This is a genomic window from Nocardioides sp. SYSU D00065, assembly GCF_017916425.1.
Lineage (GTDB): Bacteria > Actinomycetota > Actinomycetes > Propionibacteriales > Nocardioidaceae > Nocardioides.
This window is the reverse complement of the sequence record NZ_JAFMSX010000005.1, coordinates 53,535-73,638: the sequence shown is the minus strand read 5'-3', so window position 1 is coordinate 73,638 and position 20,104 is coordinate 53,535. Positions and strand designations below refer to the sequence as shown.

Genomic DNA, 20,104 nt, shown 5'->3' with positions numbered 1-20,104 from the left:
ATTGACGTCATGGACACCGCACTGGACGCCGAGGAACCGTCGAGCCGGGACCCGCTGGGGGAGCTCGTCCGCATCGCCGAGGCCAAGCGCGAGCTGGCGGCGGCCGAGGCGGCAGCCGTACGGCGTGCCCGGGTGCACGGCTTCAGCTGGGCCGAGATCGGCACGCTGCTCGGCGTCAGCAAGCAAGCCATGCACCAGAAGTACGGCAAGTCCGCCTGACTCGGCGGGATCATGGAGGATCCGAGTCACCAGGAGGCACGGATCTTCCACGATGTGCGAACGTGGGACATGGGGTCGTTCCGTGACCTGAGCGTTGGACAGGCCAAGTGATTGAGTCTGATCGCCTGTGAGACGCGACGAAGAGTTGTACCGTCCGGCGGCATGAGCCTTGACGATTTGAACGACCGAGGGTGGATGCAGACCCTTACGGAGTCTCTTGCTGTCTGCCGTCACTGCGGCTCGGTAGTCGCCTCGTCTGAGGGCGACTACGACGAGTGGACTGAGCGCCACGTCGCGTGGCACATGGGTCTCGACGAGTTCTAGAGCAGACACCCTGCATCTGGCTGCGCCCGCCCGCACCGGCAGGACTCTGCCCAAAGCGCCGATAACTGACATTATGTCATTCAGCGTCGGTTCTCCCACCCCCTGCGCCTGCCGCGGTGACGCCCCCCTCGTTTGGCAAGACCTGTTCTGCTGATCCCCATGACGACGCGGATGGCACTGCTCGGTGACTCCATCGCCTGGGGCCAGGGCGCGGCGCACGAGCACGAGCGGCTCGGGCCGCGCCTTGTGCGCGGGCTCGGCCTGCGCGACGTCGACGTCGAGCTGGAGACGTACGCCGTCCCGGGCGCCCGCAGCTCGGGCCTCGCCGTGCAGGTGGACGCGGCCCTGCGGCGGCCCCCAGCGGTCGGCGTCATCGTCATCGGCGCCAACGACCTCACCCACCGCGAGCCGGTGGACCGGGCGGTGCACGCGCTCGCGGACGCCGTACGCCGCCTGCGCGCCGCCGGTTGCGAGGTGGTGGTCGCGCCGGCGCCGGACCTCAGCGCGGTCCCGCACGTCCCGCTGGCCATGCGCGCCGTCGTCCGCGCCGCCGGCGACGCCTTCCGCGAACGCCAGGTGGCGGCCGTCTCGGCGGAGGGCGCCCACGTCGCCGACCCCGACCAGCGCGCGTCGCGGGCGTTCGCGACGGACCCCTCGCTGTTCTCCGCCGACCGGTTCCACCCCTCGAGCGCCGGCTACGCGGTCATCGCCGACGCGCTGCTCCCGGCCGTCGAGGCGGCCGTGCGCACGGCTCACGTCCAGTAGAGCACCCGGCACTGCGGCAACCGCTGAGCGAGCTCGTCCTCGAACCACCGCCGCAGCTCCCCCATCACCTCACGCGGATAGACGTGCTTGCTGGTGCCGAACTTGCCGCGCTTGACCGACCGCCGCGCCTCGTCCATCTCCAGAGTGGTGCGCGGGTACCACCCGAGCAGCACCTCCTTGCTGCCGGCGGTGAAGCGATGGGTGATCAGCTCGGCCGTCAGGTCCAGCCCCGGCACTCCGTCGACGGCGCTCTCGGCCAGGTCGAGCAGGTGCCCGTAGTGCTCGCGCCAGCCCTCCAGCGGCATGATCGGCGCGATCGTCAGGCCGACCGGATACCCGGCCAGGGCGAGCCGGCGCAACGCGTCCAGCCGCTGCTCGAGCGTGCTGGTCCCGCCCTCCCACCGCCGCGTGACGGGCAGGCAGTTGACGCTGAACCGGACCCGCGTACGACGCGCGTGCGGGAGGTCGAGGAAGCGGTCGACGTCGCCGTACTTCGTCGTCCAGCGCAGCTGCACGGGCGCGTCCCACGCCCCGAAGTGCTCGATCGCCCGCTGCCAGCTGCCGGTGAGGTGGTCGAGGGCGAGCGGATCGGTGTAGCACGACGCCTCGAAGGTGGTCCCCTCCTCGCTGCGCGACGCGGACCGGCTGGTCACCGTCCCGGTGCCGACGTAGTCGGCGAGGCCGTCGAGGATGGCGTCGAGGTCCGCGTACACCCGGGTCACCGGCGGTCCGCTCAGCGAGCCGGCGAGGTAGCAGTACTGGCAGTGCGCCGGACAGCCCTCAGCCAGGTCGACGCGCCAGTCCGCACTCGGGGCGATCGGCTGGAGGCGTCGGCGGCTCGGCGGGCTGACCACGATGGCCATCGTGGACTTGGCCCGGGCGTACGTCTCCCGATCCGTCTCCCCGCGTACGCCCGTCAGCCTGTTGGCGCGCAGCCGCTCGACCTCGATGCCGAGCGCCTCCACCCGGTCCACGATGCGGCGCCCGTGCGGCTCCTCGAGGGCCGCGGGCGTCACCACGACACGCCTCGGCACCCAGCGGCGCGCCGGCCGGCTCGGCGGCGCCAGCGCCGACAGGTCGGCCTCCTCCGTCTCCTCGCCGCTCGCGCTGTGCTGCAGCGAGACGTCCTCGAGGGCGAGCGGCTCCGCGAGGTCCACGTCGGGACCGGCGGCCGCGGTCGCGGGGTCGTCGGGCATCACCGGGAGTTCCCATCCCGGCGGCGCCGCATGCGCTCGCCGCACGTCCCGTGTGATCGCGGCGGCACGGGGTACCGGGTTGCATGTCGAAGCTCGTGATGATGCTGCTCGTGGTGCAGGTGGTCGTCGGTTCGTACCTCTTCATGTCTGTCGCCTCGTCGAACTCGCGGCACAGCACCGCGCGGGCCACCCGCCTGCCGTCGCTGGTGGTCTTCGCCCACTCGCTGCTGGGCATCGTGGCTCCGACGTGGTGGATCGCCTGGCTGCTCACCGACCTGAAGATGTGGGTGTGGGTGACGCTCGGCTCCCTGCTCGCGAGCGTGGCCGGCGGCCTGGTCCTGCTGGCGCGCACCGCCGGCCACTCCGACACCCTGCACGAGCCGGCGGCCGACCCGGCCGACGTGCACGTGGTCGAGAAGCAGATCCCCAAGCCGGTGCTGCTCGGCCACGGGCTCGGCGCCGCGGCCCTCATCGGGCTGGTCCTCATCGTCGGCCTCACCGCCTGACCGACGGGCCTGCCGGCCCCGCCGGCCGCTCCCCTACGGTGGGCACATGGCACAGATCCCGACGTACGCGCTCAACGACGGCACCACCCTGCCCGCCATCGGCTTCGGCACCTATCCCCTGCGCGGCGAGGAGGGGACCGCCGCGATCGTCAGCGCGCTCGAGGTGGGCTACCGCCTCCTCGACACGGCCGTGAACTACGAGAACGAGACCGAGGTCGGCGAGGCCATCCGCCGCTCGGGGATCCCCCGCGACGAGGTGCTCGTCGCCAGCAAGATCCCCGGGCGCCACCACGCCTACGACGACGCCATCGCGTCGGTGCGCGGGTCTCTCGAGCGGCTCGGGCTCGAGCGCACCGACCTGCACCTCATCCACTGGCCCAACCCCGGGCAGGGCCGGTACGTCGAGGCGTGGCGGGCCCTGGTCCAGCTGCAGCAGGACGGACTCGTCCGCACCATCGGCGTCTCCAACTTCACCGAGGAGCACCTGCTCCGCATCATCGACGACACCGGCGTCACGCCGGCGGTCAACCAGATCGAGCTTCACCCGCGCTTCCCCCAGGCGCGCATGCGCGAGGTCCACGACCGCCTCGGCGTCCGCACCGAGGCATGGAGCCCGATGGGCAAGCGGCGCGCCCCGCTGGAGGAGGACGCGGTGACGGCGGCGGCGCGGACCCACGGCGTCTCCCCCGGTCAGGTCATCCTGCGCTGGCACGTGCAGCTCGGTTCGCTGCCCATCCCCAAGTCGGCCGACCCGACCCGGCAGGCGCAGAACCTCGACGTGTTCGACTTCGAGCTGAGCGACGAGGAGATGTCGGCCGTCTCCGGCCTCGCCGAGGACGACGGCCGGCTCTTCGGCGGCGATCCCGACACCCACGAGGAGATGTGACGGCGCGCTGGCTACGATCGGCGCCATGCCCCACGTCTCTGCGCTGAAGCGCCCCGCTGCCGCCCTGGCCTGCCTGTCCGTCCTCCTCCTCGCCGGCTGCGGCAGCGAGGACGACGGGGTGGAGACCGCGACGGACCAGTCGAGCGAGTCGACCTCCGAGTCGCCCTCCGAGTCGCCCTCGGAGTCGCCCGCCGGCGAGACGACGACCTGCGAGTACCCCGCCGACGGCCAGGAGCCGGCGCGCGAGGTGGAGGCGCCGGACACCGAGGCGCCGGCCGAGGGCACCGTCGCTGCGACCATCACCACGAACTTCGGCGACATCGGGCTCACCCTCGACGCGGCGAAGACGCCGTGCACCGTGAACTCGTTCGTCTCCCTCGCCGAGCAGGGTTTCTACGACGACACGCCGTGCCCCCGCATCGGTGACCAGGAGGGCTTCGGCATCCTCCAGTGCGGCGACCCGACCGGGACCGGCACGGGCGGCGCGGGCTACTCCTTCGCCGACGAGCTGACCGGCGACGAGACCTACCCGGCCGGCACGCTCGCCATGGCCAACGCGGGTCCGGACACCAACGGCTCGCAGTTCTTCCTGGTGTTCCGCGACTCGCAGTTCCCCCCGAGCTACACCGCGTTCGGCACCATCGACGAGGCCGGCCTGGCGGTCATCGAGGAGATCGCCGCCGAGGGCAACGACGCGTCCAACCCGGCGGGTGGCGGAAAGCCCAACAAGGAGGTCACCATCGAGTCGGTCACGGTCGGCTGACCGGCTCGTACACCACCGGCTCGCCGAGCTGGACGGTGCGTGAGACCGTGCACAGCCGGTCGCGCGACATCTCGATCGCGGCCTGGACGCGCGCGCGCGCGGCGTCGCCCTCCGGGCCGTCGGGGAACGCGACGTCGAACGAGACGCGCAGCCCGGTCAGGTGATTGCCGTCCTCGTCACGCACCTTGCGGCCCTCGGCACGCACTCCGAACGTCGTGCTGGACACCCGCTTGTGGGTGATCGCCTCGACGTCGAGCGCGCTGCACCCCGCGATGGCGGCCAGGAGCAGCTCCACCGGCGTGAAGTCGGGGTCCTCTCCCCCGGTGCCGAAGAACGTCTCGCCGCCGCGTGCGTTGGTGGCCTTGAAGCGAGCCGGCCCGATCCGGGTGAGCTCGACGCTGCGCAGGGTCTCGTCGGTCATGGACGTCACCCTGCCAGAGCGGCGTACCCGGCCGACGTCCCGGCCGCGTCCACCCGCAAGGGTCAGCGGTGCGTGCGCCGGGCCGCGCGGCGGGCGCGGCGCTCCTCGCGGCGGGCGATCTCGACGTCACGCAGGAGCGCACGGTCCTCGGCCGAGTGAGCCCGCGCGTCGACGAGGCTGAAGGCGAGGTGCAGCTGCGTGGTCATGGGAGTCGTGTCCTTCCGAGGGCCGTGGACCCTGCGCGAGTGTAAGAGGTAGCCGCCCCGTTGCGGCTCTTACAGTTTAGGTAACGATCCGGTCACGACCCTCATCCGCGCGCGCGTGATCTCGGCCACCCGCTGACCCAGTCCGGGCCACCACCGCCGGACTAAGGTCGAGGAGTGACCAGCGAACGTGTGCGTCGTCCCGGGCCATCGGTCCGGACCCGCGTCGTCGAGCACACCATCGACGATGAGACAGCTCGCGAGGACCGGCTGATCACCGAGGAGCCGCTCGAGATCCGGGTTCGCGCCGGGATCCTCGAGCCGCGACGCGCCTGGGTGACGATGCGCACGCCGGGACACGACTTCGAGCTCGCGGCCGGCTGGCTGGTGAACGAGGGCATCGCCTCACCCGGGTCCATCGCGCAGGTCGCCTACTGCACCGACGAGGACCTGGCGCCCGATCAGGAGTTCAACGTCGTGACGGTGTCGTTGAGCGACGTCGCCGACGTCCCCCACCGCCACGTCGCCGCGTCCGCGGGATCGTCGGCGTGCGGGGTGTGCGGCAAGGACAGCGTTGCCGACGCGCTCCAGACCCGGGCCGCCTCTCCGTGGACCGGCGAGCGTCCCGGCGCGGACGTCGTACGACGGCTGCCCGAGGCGCTGCGCGCACGCCAGACGCTCTTCGCCAAGACCGGCGGCGTCCACGCCGCCGGGCTCGCCGACGCCGGCGGCGACCTGCTCGTCGTGCGGGAGGACGTGGGCCGGCACAACGCCGTCGACAAGGTGGTCGGCGCCCGGGTGCTGGCGGGCGACTCCCCCGCCTCGGCGTGCCTGGTGCTCAGCGGCCGGGTCGGGTTCGAGCTGGTCCAGAAGGCCGCTGCGAGCGGCATCGGGTCGATCGTCGCCGTCGGCGCCCCGACCAGCCTGGCAGCGCGGCTGGCAAGCGAGGCCGAGATCGAGCTGTGGGGCTTCACCTCCCCGCGCCGCACCGTCCGCTACACCTGAGGACGCCCGGCCGCGGCTGGCACGGCGTGGTGACCGGCCAGTGTCGGTACGTCGTCCTACGGTCCTCGGGTGCGCATCCTCCACACCTCCGACTGGCACCTGGGGAGGTCCTTCCACCGCGAGGACCTGCTGGGCCATCAGGCGGCGTTCGTGGACCACCTCCTCGACGTGGTCGAGCAGGAGGACGTCGACGTCGTGGTGGTCTCCGGTGACGTCTACGATCGTGCGCTCCCCCACGTCGACGCGGTGGCCCTCGCCGACGAGGCGTTCGCCCGGCTGGCCGCCTCGCGGGCGCGCGTCGTCGTCAGCAGCGGCAACCACGACAGCGCGCAGCGGCTGGGGTTCGGGTCGCGACTGATGGACGCGGCCGGTGTCTTCGTGCGCACCGACGCCGCCACGGTCGGCAGCGCCGTCGTGCTGGGCGACCGACACGGCGACGTCGCCATCCACGCCATCCCCTACCTCGACCCCTCCGCACTGCTCGAGCCGTGGCGCCTGGGACGTCGCAGCCACGAGGCCGCGCTGGTCGAGGCCATGAAGCGGGTGCGTCGCGACCTGGCCGCGCGCCCGGCGGGCACCCGCTCCGTCGTCCTGGCCCACGCCTTCGTCGCCGGCGCGACACCGTCGGAGTCCGAGCGCGACATCAGCGTGGGCGGGGTCTCGCGGGTCGCGACCAGCGTCTTCGACGGCATCGACTACACCGCGCTCGGCCACCTGCACGGTCCCCACGTGCTCACCGACTCCCTGCGCTACTCCGGGTCCCCGCTCGCCTACTCGTTCTCCGAGGCCGACCAGGTCAAGGGCTCCTGGCTGGTCGACCTCGACGCGACCGGCTTCGCCGGCGCCCGGTGGGTCGACGCGCCGGTCCCGCGACGCCTGTCGCGGATCGCCGGGTCGCTCGCCGAGCTCCTCGCCGACCCCTCCCTCACCGACCGTGAGCACGACTGGGTGCAGGTGACCCTCACCGACGTGCCGCGACCGGCGCGCGCCATGGAGCAGCTGCGGCGGCGCTTCCCGCACACCCTGGTGCTGCAGTTCGCGGCTCCGGTCACCGAGCACCCGGTGCCGGCACGCCCGGCGAGCGGCACCAGCGACCACACCATCGCGCTCGACTTCGTGCGCCACGTGCGCGGCGCAGCGGCCACCCAGGGCGAGTCGGCCCTGCTCCGCGAGGCGATCGACGCCTGCTGCCACGACCCGGACCGGGACGTCCTGGTCGGCGGGCCGTCCCGGGCCGCGGCGGACGGTGACGCCCGGTGAGGCTGCACCACCTCGAGGTCGTCGCCTTCGGCCCGTTCGCCGATCCGGTGCGCATCGACTTCGACGCGCTCTCCGAGGCCGGCCTGTTCCTGCTCAGCGGCCCCACCGGAGCCGGCAAGTCCAGCGTCCTCGACGCGGTGTGCTTCGCGCTCTACGGCGACGTGCCGGGCGACCGGTCCGCCGCCAAACGCCTGCGCTCGGACCACGCCGCCGACGACGTGGCACCGCGCGTAGTGCTCGAGGCGACCCTGTCCGGACGACGCTTCCGCATCGACCGCTCGCCGGCCTGGATCCGGCCCAAGAAGCGCGGGTCCGGGACGACGACCGAGCAGGCCAGGGTGGCGATCTCGGAGCGCCGCCCCACCGCTGACGGGCCCGACGCCTGGCACCCGCTCAGCACCCGCCTCGACGAGACGGGCCACCTGGTGACCCGGCTGGTGGGCATGACGCTTCCGCAGTTCTGCCAGGTCGCGATGCTGCCGCAGGGCCGGTTCCAGGCCTTCCTGCGGGCGCGCTCATACGAACGGCACACCCTGCTCCAGCAGGTCTTCCAGACCGAGCGGTTCGACCGCGCCGAGCGGTGGCTGCGCGACCGGAGGGTCGAGCTGCGTCGCTCGGCACAGGCGCACCAGCACGCCGTCTCCGACCTGGTCAGCAGGGTCAGCGAGGTGGCCGGCGACCCCGCGCCCCACGACTGGGCGAGCGACCCGGACGCTCTTCACGAGTGGCTCGCCGAGCTCCTCGCGGCGACCGACCGGGCAGCGACGGCGCAGGCTGCCGAGGTCTCGGCCGCGACGACGGCCGAGGAGGCGGCCGAGCAGGCGTCGACCGACGGCATCGCGCTCGCCGGGCTACGAGCCACCTACGCCGCCGCCCGTCGCGACCGCGACACCCTCGAGGCCGGCGCCCGCGACCATCAGGCCCGGCGCGAGCGCGTCGAGACCGCTCGCCGTGCCGCCGCCGTACGCCCCCTCCACGACCTGGCCGTCGAGGCGGAGGCACACGCCGACGCGCTGGCCGTGCGCAGCGACGCGACCTGCGACGCCCTCGGCCGACTGCTGGGCGAGGACGCGCTCGACGACCAGCAGATCGCCGAGCACGGCCGCACCGCCACCCGGACGTTGGGCGAGCTCGCCAGGGTCCGCCCCCTGCGACAGCAGGTCCACGACCTCGAGCGCCAGCTGTCCCGGGCCGCTCGCGCGCAGGAGGAGGCGGCCGGCGAGGTGTCGCGCAGCGAGGCGCGGGCCGCGGAGATCCCGGCCCTCCTCGAACAGCTCGCTCCGGAGCTGGCGTCCGCCCGCGAGGCCGCCGCGCAGGCGCAGGCGCTCCAGGGCGACCTGGTGGTGCTGGACACGCGTCTGCGCGCCGCCCGCTCCGCGGACACGCTCGCCGACCGGGTCCTCGCCGCCGAGCGAGCGCTCGCCGAGGCCGTCGAGGCCCGCCTCGTCGCGCGCGAGGCGCTGGTGCAGATCCGCGAGCAGCGACTCGACGGGATGGCTGCCGAGATCGCGGGACGGCTCGCCGTCGGAGGGTGCTGCCCCGTCTGCGGCTCAGCCGAGCACCCCTCTCCCGCGTCGGCCGCGCCGGGCGCCCCGGACGAGGCCGCCGAGCGGGACGCACGGCGCGAGGTCGACGACCTCGAGGTCGTCGTCGAGGCCCACGGCCAGCAGCTGCGCGGTCTCGAGGCACAGCTGGCGGCCGCCCGGACCGAGGCCGGCGCCCCCGTGGACCGCCTCCTGGACGCCCAGGAGGACACCCGGGCACGCCTCGAGGCGGCGGCCGCCGAGGCTGCGACGCTCGAGGTTCGCGCCGCGCGGGTCGACGCCCTGCGGGCCGAGCTCGACGAGGTGTCCCGGCTGCGCGAGACCCTCGCCGCCACCGCGGCCCAGCACGCCACCGAGGCCGCCGTGCTGGCCTCGCGTCTCGACGACGTGCGCGAGCAGGTGGCGGCCGTGGTGCCCCCGGACGCCGACCCGGAGGCCCTGACCGCGTTCCACCAGCAGGTCGAGCGTCTCGCCGAGCAGCACGCCACCGTCACCGCCGACCTCGACCGGGCACGCACGACTGCCGCAAGCACGCGGCAGGCCGCCGACGACGTGGCGGCGGGCGCGGGCTTCGCCTCCTCCGCGGACGCCGCGTCGGCGTGGTTGCCGGCCGACGATGTCGAGGCGCTGCGGCAGGAGGTGGAGCGCCACGAGCGCGAGCTCGCCCGGTTGGACGAGCTGCTCGCCGACCCGGCCCTGGTCCACGCCGCCGCCACCGAGGCGCCCGATCTCGAAGCCCTCGCGCGAGCACACCACCGCGCCCGGGCGGACGCAGCCGCGGCGCGACAGGCCGACGCGCGGCTGCGCGAGCGCGTACGCCGCCTGCGCGGCCTCACGCAGGAGGTCGAGCAGGCGCTGGCCCAGTGGCTGCCCGCGCGCGCCGAGCTCGACCTGGTCGCCGACCTGTCGTCCCTCGTGGAGGGCAAGCATCCCGACAACCGGTTCCAGATGCGCCTGTCGGCCTACGTCCTCGCCCACCGCCTCGGCCAGGTCGTCGAGGCGGCCAACGTGCGCCTGTCGACGATGAGCGACCAGCGCTACTCCCTCGTGCACACGGGCCGCCGCGGGGCCGGCGAGACCCGCGGGGGCCTCAGCCTCCTGGTACGCGACGACTGGACCGGGGACACCCGCGACCCCGCCACGCTGTCGGGGGGCGAGACGTTCGTGGTGTCCCTGGCGCTGGCGCTGGGACTGGCCGACGTGATCACCCAGGAGGTCGGCGGCACCGACCTCGACACGCTGTTCGTCGACGAGGGCTTCGGCTCGCTGGACTCGGAGACCCTCGAGGACGTCATGGACACGCTCGACACGCTGCGCGACGGCGGGCGGGTGGTGGGCGTCGTGAGCCACGTGCCCGAGCTGCAGACCCGCATCCCGGCCCAGCTGCGGGTGCACCGCGGTCGTCAGGGCAGCAGCGCGACGCTGCGACTGGGCTGAACCGCTAGGTTCGTCCCATGAGTGCGCCCGGGCTCGACCCGTCCTTCCACGACCTGCCGCACCGGCGGCTCGGCGAGGTGGCCCTCGCCCGGGCCGAGGAGCTCGGCGCCAGTCACGCCGACTTCCGGTTCGAGCGCAACCGCTACCAATACCTCGGGGCGCGCGACGGTGTCCTCCAGACGGCCAGCGACGCCGAGGACCTCGGCTTCGCGGTACGGGTGGTGCACCAGGGGGCGTGGGGCTTCGCGTCCGGCGTGGTCCTGACCGACGCCGAGGCCCGCCGGGTCGCGGAGACCGCCGTGTCGGTGGCCCGGGTGGCCGCGGCGATGACGACGACGCCGGTTGAGCTCGCCCCCGAGCAGACCTATGACGACGTCACCTGGATCTCCGACTACGAGACCAACCCGCTCGACGTGCCGACACCGGAGAAGGCGGCGCTGCTGGTCGACTGGACCGAGCGGCTGCGCGCGGGCGCGGCCGTCGCGCACGCCACCGCCTTCCTGCAGCAGGTGCAGGAGAACAAGTACTACGCCGACCTCGCCGGCACCCGCACCACCCAGCAGCGCGTCCGCCTCCAGCCGGGCTTCGAGGCGACCGGGGAGGACGCCCAGAGCGGCATCTTCGACTCGATGGCCTCGATCGCACCTCCTGTCGGGCGCGGGTGGGAGTACCTCACCGGCTCGCACTGGGACTGGGACGCCGAGCTCGCCGAGGTGCCGGAGCTGCTCGCCGAGAAGCTCAAGGCGCCGAGCGTCGAGGCCGGCTCGTACGACCTCGTCGTTCACCCTTCCAACCTCTGGCTCACGATCCACGAGTCGATCGGGCACGCCACCGAGCTGGACCGGGCACTCGGCTACGAGGCCAACTACGCCGGCACCTCCTTCGCGACGTACGACAAGCTCGGCACCCTGCGCTACGGCTCGCCGGTGATGAACGTCCGTGGCGACCGCACCCAGGAGCACGGCCTGGCGACCGTCGGCTACGACGACGAGGGCGTGCAGACCCAGAGCTGGGACATCGTGCGCGACGGCGTGCTCGTCGGCTACCAGCTCGACCGGTCGATGGGCCACCTCAAGCCCGAGCTCAACGACGGGCGCTCCAACGGCTGCGCGTACGCCGACTCCCCAGGGCACATCCCCATCCAGCGGATGGCCAACGTGTCGCTCATGCCCGGCACCGACGGGCTCACCACCGACGACCTGATCTCTCGCGTCGAGCGCGGCATCTATGTCGTCGGCGACAAGTCGTGGTCGATCGACATGCAGCGCTTCAACTTCCAGTTCACCGGCCAGCGGTTCTACAAGATCACCGACGGCAAGCTGGACGGGATGCTGCGCGACGTCGCCTACCAGGCGACCACCACCGACTTCTGGGGCTCCATGGAGGCCGTCGGCGGCCCGGACACCTGGGTCCTGGGCGGTGCGTTCAACTGCGGCAAGGCCCAGCCGGGCCAGGTCGCCGCGGTCAGCCACGGCTGCCCGAGCGCGCTGTTCCGCGGCGTCAACATCCTCAACACCATCGACGAGGCAGGCCACTGATGACGTCCATGCGCAGCACCGCACAGCAGCTGGTCGAGCACGCCCTGGCGACCTCGACGGCGGACGACTGCATCGCGATCGTCCGCGACGTCACCAGCGCCAATCTGCGCTGGGCCAACAACACCCTGACCACCAACGGCGTGATGACCGAGCTCTCGGTCACCGTCATCAGCTTCGCGTCCGTCGCCGGGGGCGTCGCCACCGGCTCGGTGTCGGGCAGCGCGTCCACGACCGACCAGGTCGGCGCGCTCGTCGCGGCCGCCGACGCCGCCGCCCGCGCGGGCTCACCGGCCGAGGACGCCGCCGAGCTGGTCGGCGCCGCCACCTCCCCGGACTGGGACACCGAGCCGGCGACCACCGACATCGGCGTCTACGACGCCTTCGCCCCCGCCCTCGGCGAGGCGTTCCGCCAGGCCGGCGCCGAGGACCGGCTCCTCTACGGCTTCGTCAACCACGACGTCACCACCACCTACCTCGGCTCGACCCGCGGCCTGCGCCTGCGGCACGTGCAGCCGACCGGCCACTACGCGTGCACCGGCAAGGACACCTCGCTGACGCGCAGCGCCTGGACGGGCGGGGCCACCCGCGACTTTCGCGACGTCGACGCCGCTGCGATGGCGGCCACCGTCGCGCAGCGGCTCGCCTGGGCCGAGCGCCGGGTCGACCTGCCCGCCGGCCGCTACGACACGATCCTGCCGCCGTCGTCGGTCGCGGACCTGATGATCGACGCCTACTGGGGCGCCGGCGCCCGTGTGGCCCACGAGGGCGAGTCGGTCTACAGCCGCCGCGGCGGCGGGACCAGGATCGGCGACAAGGTCGCCGCACCCGGCGTCAGCCTCTTCAGCGACCCGGCCCATCCCGGTCTGGAGTGCGCCCCGTTCGTGATCGCCGGCGCGTCCGACAACACCGACTCGGTCTTCGACAACGGCCTCGGGCTCGAGCGCACCGACTGGATCCGCGACGGCCTGCTCACCGGACTGCTGCAGACCCGCCACTCGGCCGGCCTGACCGGGCAGCCGGTCACCCCGATGATCGACAACCTCGTCCTGGAGGTCGGTGACGGCGCCGGCACGATCGACGAGCTGGTCGCCGGCACCCAGCGCGGGCTGCTGTTGACCTGCCTGTGGTACATCCGCGAGGTCGACCCGCAGACGATGCTGCTCACCGGGCTCACCCGCGACGGCGTCTACGTCGTCGAGGACGGCGAGATCGTCGGGGCGGCGAACAACTTCCGCTGGAACGAGAGCCCGATCGACCTGCTCAACCGGTTCAGCGCCGCCACCGAGTCGGTGCCGAGCTTCAGCCGGGAGTGGGGCGACGACTACTTCTCCCGCACCGCCACCCCGGCGCTGCGGATCCCCGACTTCAACATGTCGAGCGTGTCGCAGGGCGTCTGAGTCCGGCAGCGCGTCAGCGCGGGTGTCCCCCGGGGATCTCGACGTCGGGGTCGTAGGGGATGCGTGTGTAGACGAACGTCGCGCACTCGAGGTTGCGGACCGACCCGTCGGGGCGGTGCACGACCTCGAGCCGCTCACCGCGGTGGTAGCCGGCGACGCCGAGCAGGGTGCCGTCGACGACCTCGAAGCGGTCGGTGACCACGCCGCAGCGGCCGGCCATCGGCCGCAGCTCGAGGCCGTCGTTGTGCCAGCGCACGTCGTAGGCGGAGTTGCCCCAGAACCACACGCCGGGCACGCCGCGCGCCTGCGTCGGCAGCACGGTCGTGGGCGTCCACGGTGCGGGCCGCTCGTCCGCGGCGTCGGGGTCGCCGTCGATCAGGGACACGGCGAGAGCGCGGGGGTCGACGCCGGTCGTGGCGTTGGTCAGCACCACGGCGCCGATGCCGCTGTCCGGGTCGACGTGGAGCGCGGCCAGGAAGCCGGGCATCGACCCGATGTGGCCGACGAGCCGTCCGCCGGGGTGCACGCCCAGCATCAGCCCCAGTCCGTAGTCCGGGGTGACCGGGCGCTGCATCTCCTCCAGCGTGGTGGGAGCCAGGATCTCCGGGTGTCCGCCGCCGAGCAACCGGCCCCAGGTCACGAGGTCGGCCAGGGTCGACCACAGCTGCCCCGCCGGAGCCATCGCGCCGGTGTCGGTGAGCGGCTCGTGCACCCGGATCCCGGTGAAGTGGTCGACGCTCCAGCCGGGCTGGGCTCCCGGGCGCGGGAGGTACGACGTCGTGCGCATGCCCAGCGGCCGCAGCAGCCGCGCCGCCACGAGGTCTCGCCACGGCGCGCCCAGCCGCCGCGCCGCCACCTCGCCCAGCAGGCCGTAGCCCAGGTTGGAGTAGTGGAACCACTGCCCCGCCCCCGCGACGCGCCCGCTGCCGTCGTTGGCGGCCACGAGCGCCTCGAAGCCGCCGCCGCGGGTGCGCTCCCACCACGGTCCCCGGGGCTCGCTCTGCATCCCGGAGGCGTGCGCGAGCGCGTCGCGGATCGTCACCTCGCCGTAGCCGACGTCGCCGAGGTGCGCGGAGAGGGGATCGGCGAGGTCGAGCAGGCCGGCGTCGCGCGCCTGCATGACCAGGACGGCGGTGATCGTCTTGGTGATGGAGCCGATCCGGTACTGGCCGTCGAGCCCGGGAGCGTCGCCGGCCCCGCCGGCCCACACCGCGCCGTAGCGGTCGAAGACCGCGCCGACCACGGACGTCAGCCGGCCCTCGGCCTGGGCCACGTCGAGCAGGCGCTGCCGCTGGTCGCTCACGGGAACGACCCTACGGGTCTCCCCCGGCGCCGGTCAGTCCTGGGCGAACGCCTCCGGCGGGGGGCACGCGCACACCAGGTTGCGGTCGCCGTAGGCCTGGTCGATCCGCGCCACCGGCGGCCAGTACTTGTCGGGGTCGATCCCGCTCGGGAACACCGCCAGCTCGCGCGAGTAGGACCGGTCCCACTCCCCCACCAGCGCGCGGGCCGTGTGCGGCGCGTGCCGCAGCGGCGAGTCCTCGGGCGTCCACTCGCCGGCCTCGACCCGGGCGATCTCGGCGCGGATGGCGATCATCGCGTCGCAGAACCGGTCGATCTCGGCGAGGTCCTCGGACTCGGTCGGCTCGACCATCAAGGTGCCCGCCACCGGGAACGACATGGTGGGGGCGTGGAAGCCGTAGTCGACGAGCCGCTTGGCGACGTCGTCGACGCTCACGCCGCTGGCCTTGGTGATGCCGCGCAGGTCGAGGATGCACTCGTGCGCGACGAGGTCGCCGTGCCCGCGGTAGAGCACCGGGAAGTGCTCCTCGAGGCGGTGCGCGATGTAGTTGGCGGAGAGCACGGCGACCGCGGTGGCGCGGGTCAGGCCCTGGGCGCCCATCATCCGGATGTAGGCCCAGGTGATGGGCAGGATGCCGGCCGAGCCGTACGGCGCGGCGCTGATGGGGCCGATGCCCTGGCGCTTCGCGGTCTCGGGGTGCGAGGCGTGCGAGGGCAGGTACGGCGCGAGGTGGGCGCGTACGGCGACGGGGCCGACGCCGGGACCGCCGCCACCGTGCGGGATGCAGAACGTCTTGTGCAGGTTGAGGTGGGAGACGTCCCCGCCGAACTCCCCCGGCCGGGCGTAGCCGAGCAGGGCGTTGAGGTTGGCCCCGTCCACGTAGACCTGGCCGCCGTGGTCGTGGACGATCTTGCAGAGGTCGGTGATCGTGTCCTCGTAGGCCCCGTGGGTCGAGGGGTAGGTCACCATGATCGCGGCGAGGGTCTCGGCGTGCTGGTCGCACTTGGCCAGCAGGTCGTCGAGGTCGACCGATCCGTCGTCGGAGGCCTTGACCACGACCACCTTCATGCCGGCCATCACCGCCGAGGCGGCGTTCGTGCCGTGCGCGGACGACGGGATCAGGCACACGTTGCGCCCGGTGTCGCCGTTGGCCAGGTGGTAGCCGCGGATCGCGAGCAGTCCCGCCAGCTCGCCCTGCGAGCCGGCGTTGGGCTGCACCGAGACCGTGTCGTAGCCCGTCACCTCGGCCAGCCAGCGCTCGACGTCGTCGACGAGCTCGCGGTAGCCGGTCGCGTCCTGGGCCGGCGCGAACGGGTGGAGGTCGGCGAAGCCGGGCAGGCTGACCGGCTCCATCTCCGTGGTGGCGTTGAGCTTCATCGTGCACGAGCCCAGCGGGATCATGCCGCGGTCGAGCGCGTAGTCGCGGCCCGAGAGCCGGGCGAGGTAGCGCAGCATCTGGGTCTCGCTGTGGTGGGAGTTGAACACCTCGTGGGTGAGGAAGTCCGTGGTGCGTCGCAGCGCGTCCGGCAGCCCGGACGCGGCCTCGTCGCCGGCGGCCGCGGCCACGCCGAAGGAGCGCAGGACGGCGGCGACCGTCGAGGGACTGGTGCGTTCGGAGGTGGACAGCCCGACGTGGTCCTCGTCGATGAGGCGCAGGTGCAGCCCGACGGCGCGCGCGGCGCCGACCACCTCGGTGGCGCGTCCGGGGACGGACACCGTGAGGGTGTCGAACCAGGTGTCGTTGGCGACGCGCACTCCCCCGGCGCGCAGGGCCGCGGCGATCCGGCTGGCGTGGTCGTGGGTGCGCTGGGCGATGCGGCGCAGGCCGTCGGGGCCGTGGTAGACGGCGTACATGGAGGCCACCACGGCGAGCAGCACCTGTGCGGTGCAGATGTTGGAGGTCGCCTTGTCGCGGCGGATGTGCTGCTCGCGCGTCTGCAACGCCAAGCGGTACGCCGGGCGGCCCTCGGCGTCGACGGAGACGCCGACCAGGCGCCCGGGCAGGTGCCGCTCGAGGCCCGCCGAGACCGACATGAACCCGGCGTGCGGCCCGCCGTAGAAGAGGGGTACGCCGAAGCGCTGGGAGGAGCCGACGACCACGTCGGCCCCGAACGTGCCCGGCGCCTCGAGGAGGGCGAGGGCGAGGATGTCCGCGGCCACCACGGCCAGCGCACCCCGCTCGTGGGCGGCGTCGATGACCGGGCGCGGGTCGCTCACGGCGCCGGAGGCGCCGGGGTACTGCACGAGCACGCCGCACAGGTCCCCGTCGGGCAGCCCGTCGGCGAGGTCGGCGACGACCACCTCGATGCCCAGCCCCTCGGCGCGGGTGCGCACGACGTCGATCGTCTGGGGCAGCGCGTCGGCGTCGACCACGAAGGGACCGTTCGCGTTGCGCTGGGCGCGACGTACGAGCGTCATCGTCTCGGCTGCGGCGGTGCCCTCGTCGAGCAGTGAGGCGTTGGCGGTCGGCAGCCCGGTGAGGTCGGCCACGACGGTCTGGAAGTTGAGCAGCGCCTCCAGGCGACCCTGCGAGATCTCCGGCTGGTACGGCGTGTAGGCGGTGTACCAGGACGGGTCCTCGAGGACGTTGCGGCGGATCACCGGCGGGGTGATCGTCGCGTGGTAGCCCAGACCGATCATCGCCTCCGCGGGGCGGTTCTGCGAGGCGAGCGTGCGCAGCGCCCGGGCGGTCGCCTCCTCGTCCAACGGGTCCGGCAGGTCCAGGGCGGCGGCCGTGCGGATCCCGCCGGGCACCGCGGCTGCCATCAGCGACTCGAGCGACTCGTGGCCGATCACCTGGAGCATGTGGGCGACGGCGGCGTCGTCGGGGCCGATGTGGCGCGCGACGAACTCACCCGCCCGCGCGCCGTCGCCGGTCGGGTCGCTGGTGGGGATGTCGGTCGAGGCGGCGTCCGGCACGAGGGCTCCTGAGGTCACAACGCTGGACCTCCCCCTCTGTCGGTCCGGTGACCTCCAGAGTGCCAGCCCGTGCGGTCCGGGTGCCTGAGAGGTTCCGGGGAGGAATTGCCCCTTCGGCGCATCACGACCGGTCGCGGGACCGGACGAGGTGACTCTCCCGCACGGGATGTCGGCGTGGCGAGTCTAGCGTCCCGGACCGCAGATGAGCGAAGCCGCCCGTCGCCGGGCGGCTTCGTCGCAGATCGGGTCGACTCCTCAGACGGGGAGCCGCTTGCTCGGGGTGCTCAGCCGGTCCGACGCGCGGCGCGACGCGCCGCCAGCTCGTCGCCGGGGACCGGCGCGGCCGCGTCGCCCGCGGTGCGCTCGCTGGGCAGCTCGGCCAGCGTGCCCTCGATCTCGCGCCAGACGCCCCCGATGGCGATGCCGAACACGCCCTGGCCGCCCTGGAGCAGGTCGATGACCTCGTCGTTGCTGGTGCACTCGTAGACCGAGGCGCCGTCGCTCATCAAGGTCACGCGGGTCAGGTCGTCGGTGCCGCGCTCGCGCAGGTGCGCGGTGGCGGTGCGGATCTGCTGGAGCGAGATCCCCGCGTCGAGCAGCCGCTTGACGACCTTGAGGATCAAGATGTCGCGGAAGGAGTACAGACGCTGCGACCCCGACCCGGCGGCACCGCGCACGCTCGGCTCCACCAAACCGGTGCGGGCCCAGTAGTCGAGCTGGCGGTAGGTGATCCCGGCCGCGTTGCACGCCGTCGGCCCGCGGTAGCCGGTGTCGCTGGGCAGCGGGGAGACGTCGTCGTCGAAGAGCAGTCCCTGCTCCTCGGCGAGCTCTGCCGCGTCGGCCGCGGCCTGCCGGCCGGCGGCGTCCGTGCCCGGTTCGTTCTCGTTGCTACCCACTGCGACCCTCCAGGTCAGTTCCTCCGCTGTGCGGTAACTCCTGGGGGAAGGGCCCGCCCTGGACGCCGGTGCGACCGACAACCACAGCGGTGGAGTTACAACGAAGACAGTTCACCGTAAGCCCGGAGACCGGGGTTGTCCATCCACGGGACGGCGTGTCGCGAACCCTCAACCTTCACTTGAGGGTGAGGGATGCTGGACAGGGGTCAGTGCGACTCGAAGTCGTCCGGCGAGACGTGGTCGAGGAACTCACGGAACCGCTCGACCTCGTCCTCCTGCTCGGCAGGCACGGCGAGCCCCGCCTCCTCGAGGACCGCCTCGGCGCACACGATGCGAGAGCCGGTGCGCAGCGCCAGTGCGATCGAGTCCGAGGGGCGCGCGCTCACCTCCACGCCGCCGTCGAAGACCAGCTGGGCGAAGAAGATGCCGTCCTGCATGTCGATGATGCGCACCTCGTCGAGGCGCTGGCCGGTGGCGACCAGCACGTCGCGCATGAGGTCGTGGGTCAGCGGCCGCGGCGGGGTGACACCCTGCTGCGCGAAGGCGATGGCGGTGGCCTCGACGGCGCCGATCCAGATCGGGAGGTAGCGCTCCCCGGTCACCTCGCGCAGCAGCACGATGGGCTGGTTCGAGGGCATCTCGACGCGGACTCCGACGACGTCCATTTCGCGCATGCCCCCACCCTACTCACGACCCCTGATCGCCGACCGGGCGCCGGTGCGGCGTGCCGGGAGCGCGCCGGACGACGCCTGCGGCGAGACCCGAGGACGGTCAGCCGCGCTCGAGCCCCACCTTGACCAGCGTCGCGTGCAGCCGCACCGACAATGCGGCGATCTCGGACGTGGCGTCCTCGGCGCGTCCCCGCGCGGCGGCGTCGCGGCCGCGGGCGAGGGGGGCGACGACCTGCTGCACCAGGCCCACCTCGCGGTCGGCCGCGGTCTTGAAGGCCCGCAGGTGTCGTGGCTCGAAGCCGTAGTCGGCCAGCTCGCGAGCGGTGCGCGCCACCACGAGCGCGTCGCTGTCGAAGTGCCCCGTCCCGGTGCGGGCGCTGACCAGCCCGTACTGCTCGAGCTGGGCGAGCAGCTCCTCGGAGATCTCGGCGACCTTGAGCAGCTCACGGCGGGAGAGCCGCAGGTCGCTGCTGCGCCGGAACGACTCGGGGCTGGGCAGGCCGTCGGAGCTCAGGGCCACCTTCGGGACGGTCGGCACGACCGAGTCGATCGGCGGCGGCTCGAGGCCGCGGTCGATGGCGTCGAGGTGGTCGCCGATGACCTTGAGCGGGAGGTAGTGGTCGCGCTGCATCAGCAGGATGTAGCGCAGCCGTGCGACGTCGTCGCCGGAGAACTTGCGGTATCCGGCGGCGGTGCGCTCGGGCTTGACCAGGCCCTTGTCCTCCAGGAAGCGGATCTTGGGGATCGTCACGCCCGGGAAGTCGGGTCGGAGCTGGTCGAGCACTTGCCCGATGTTGTAGCGGGCGCCGCGACCCGATGCCGAGGACGCCGACGACGTCGAGGCACTCACG

Annotated in this window: 18 protein-coding genes and 1 riboswitch; of the genes, 10 read left to right on the top strand and 8 right to left on the bottom strand. The window is 73.1% G+C overall.

Going from position 1 to position 20,104, the window contains the following annotated elements; all coding sequences use genetic code 11:
* The first annotated feature begins 9 nt into the window (after nt 1-9).
* Nucleotides 10-219, top strand: coding sequence for a sigma factor-like helix-turn-helix DNA-binding protein (locus tag J3P41_RS17450; protein ID WP_210651879.1), 210 nt, complete (start codon nt 10-12; stop codon nt 217-219).
* A 483-nt stretch (nt 220-702) separates the two neighbouring features.
* Nucleotides 703-1,308, top strand: a complete 606-nt coding sequence (locus J3P41_RS17445; protein WP_210651877.1) for an SGNH/GDSL hydrolase family protein — start codon at nt 703-705, stop codon at nt 1,306-1,308.
* On the opposite strand, the gene J3P41_RS17440 is transcribed toward J3P41_RS17445, so the two are convergent.
* The gene (locus J3P41_RS17440; RefSeq protein WP_210651875.1) at nt 1,296-2,504 is read right to left on the bottom strand and encodes a radical SAM protein; all 1,209 of its coding nucleotides are present in this window, start codon (nt 2,502-2,504) and stop codon (nt 1,296-1,298) included. The two genes, J3P41_RS17445 and J3P41_RS17440, sit on opposite strands and share 13 nt — an antisense overlap.
* A gap of 83 nt (nt 2,505-2,587) precedes the next feature.
* On the opposite strand from J3P41_RS17440, the gene J3P41_RS17435 reads away from it, so the two are divergent.
* Genes J3P41_RS17435 through J3P41_RS19065 form a run of 3 tightly spaced genes read left to right on the top strand, consistent with a single transcriptional unit; the run spans nt 2,588 to nt 4,659 of the window.
* Complete coding sequence (locus tag J3P41_RS17435) at nt 2,588-3,010, top strand: hypothetical protein (protein WP_210651872.1); 423 nt, start codon at nt 2,588-2,590, stop codon at nt 3,008-3,010.
* A gap of 46 nt (nt 3,011-3,056) precedes the next feature.
* A complete protein-coding gene (locus tag J3P41_RS17430; RefSeq protein ID WP_210651871.1) occupies nt 3,057-3,896 on the top strand; it encodes an aldo/keto reductase in 840 nt (279 codons plus the stop codon).
* Between the two features lie 25 nt (nt 3,897-3,921).
* On the top strand, nt 3,922-4,659 hold the full coding sequence (locus J3P41_RS19065) for a peptidylprolyl isomerase (protein ID WP_210651870.1): 738 nt from the start codon (nt 3,922-3,924) through the stop codon (nt 4,657-4,659).
* Here the strand turns inward: J3P41_RS19065 and J3P41_RS17420 are convergent.
* On the bottom strand, nt 4,646-5,080 hold the full coding sequence (locus tag J3P41_RS17420; protein ID WP_210651869.1) for an OsmC family protein: 435 nt from the start codon (nt 5,078-5,080) through the stop codon (nt 4,646-4,648). The two genes, J3P41_RS19065 and J3P41_RS17420, sit on opposite strands and share 14 nt — an antisense overlap.
* Before the next feature lie 62 nt (nt 5,081-5,142).
* Nucleotides 5,143-5,286: a hypothetical protein gene (locus tag J3P41_RS17415; protein ID WP_210651867.1), complete on the bottom strand. Its 144-nt coding sequence runs from the start codon at nt 5,284-5,286 to the stop codon at nt 5,143-5,145.
* Between the two features lie 174 nt (nt 5,287-5,460).
* Here J3P41_RS17415 and J3P41_RS17410 point away from each other — a divergent pair, with 174 nt between their 5' ends.
* The 5 genes from J3P41_RS17410 to J3P41_RS17390 all read left to right on the top strand — a co-directional run bounded on the left by J3P41_RS17410 (nt 5,461) and on the right by J3P41_RS17390 (nt 13,464).
* Complete coding sequence (locus J3P41_RS17410) at nt 5,461-6,288, top strand: formate dehydrogenase accessory sulfurtransferase FdhD (RefSeq protein ID WP_307862056.1); 828 nt, start codon at nt 5,461-5,463, stop codon at nt 6,286-6,288.
* A gap of 69 nt (nt 6,289-6,357) precedes the next feature.
* Nucleotides 6,358-7,548 carry an exonuclease SbcCD subunit D gene (locus tag J3P41_RS19380; protein WP_210651866.1) on the top strand — a complete coding sequence of 397 codons (1,191 nt, stop codon included), beginning with the start codon at nt 6,358-6,360 and terminating at the stop codon, nt 7,546-7,548.
* Between the two features lie 47 nt (nt 7,549-7,595).
* Complete coding sequence (locus tag J3P41_RS17400) at nt 7,596-10,529, top strand: AAA family ATPase (protein ID WP_374192897.1); 2,934 nt, start codon at nt 7,596-7,598, stop codon at nt 10,527-10,529.
* A gap of 17 nt (nt 10,530-10,546) precedes the next feature.
* Nucleotides 10,547-12,067, top strand: a complete 1,521-nt coding sequence (locus tag J3P41_RS17395; protein ID WP_210651864.1) for a TldD/PmbA family protein — start codon at nt 10,547-10,549, stop codon at nt 12,065-12,067.
* Nucleotides 12,067-13,464 (top strand): metallopeptidase TldD-related protein, encoded by a 1,398-nt coding sequence (locus J3P41_RS17390; protein ID WP_210651863.1) that lies wholly within the window; start codon nt 12,067-12,069, stop codon nt 13,462-13,464. Before J3P41_RS17395 ends, J3P41_RS17390 begins: the two co-directional genes overlap by 1 nt.
* Nucleotides 13,465-13,477: 13 nt before the next feature.
* On the opposite strand, the gene J3P41_RS17385 is transcribed toward J3P41_RS17390, so the two are convergent.
* The 5 genes from J3P41_RS17385 to J3P41_RS17365 form a co-directional block, all read right to left on the bottom strand.
* Nucleotides 13,478-14,767 carry a serine hydrolase gene (locus J3P41_RS17385; RefSeq protein WP_210651862.1) on the bottom strand — a complete coding sequence of 430 codons (1,290 nt, stop codon included), beginning with the start codon at nt 14,765-14,767 and terminating at the stop codon, nt 13,478-13,480.
* 33 nt (nt 14,768-14,800) lie between these two features.
* Nucleotides 14,801-17,662 (bottom strand): aminomethyl-transferring glycine dehydrogenase, encoded by a 2,862-nt coding sequence (gcvP, locus tag J3P41_RS17380; protein ID WP_210652208.1) that lies wholly within the window; start codon nt 17,660-17,662, stop codon nt 14,801-14,803.
* Nucleotides 17,663-17,748: 86 nt separating this feature from the next.
* Nucleotides 17,749-17,856: riboswitch (glycine riboswitch) on the bottom strand.
* A 114-nt stretch (nt 17,857-17,970) separates the two neighbouring features.
* On the bottom strand, nt 17,971-18,582 hold the full coding sequence (locus J3P41_RS17375; RefSeq protein WP_210651861.1) for a MerR family transcriptional regulator: 612 nt from the start codon (nt 18,580-18,582) through the stop codon (nt 17,971-17,973).
* A gap of 206 nt (nt 18,583-18,788) precedes the next feature.
* Nucleotides 18,789-19,256: a bifunctional nuclease family protein gene (locus J3P41_RS17370; RefSeq protein WP_210651860.1), complete on the bottom strand. Its 468-nt coding sequence runs from the start codon at nt 19,254-19,256 to the stop codon at nt 18,789-18,791.
* 97 nt (nt 19,257-19,353) lie between these two features.
* Entirely contained in the window at nt 19,354-20,103 is a 750-nt protein-coding gene (locus J3P41_RS17365) for a MerR family transcriptional regulator (protein WP_210651859.1), read from the bottom strand.
* Nucleotide 20,104: the final 1 nt, after the last annotated feature.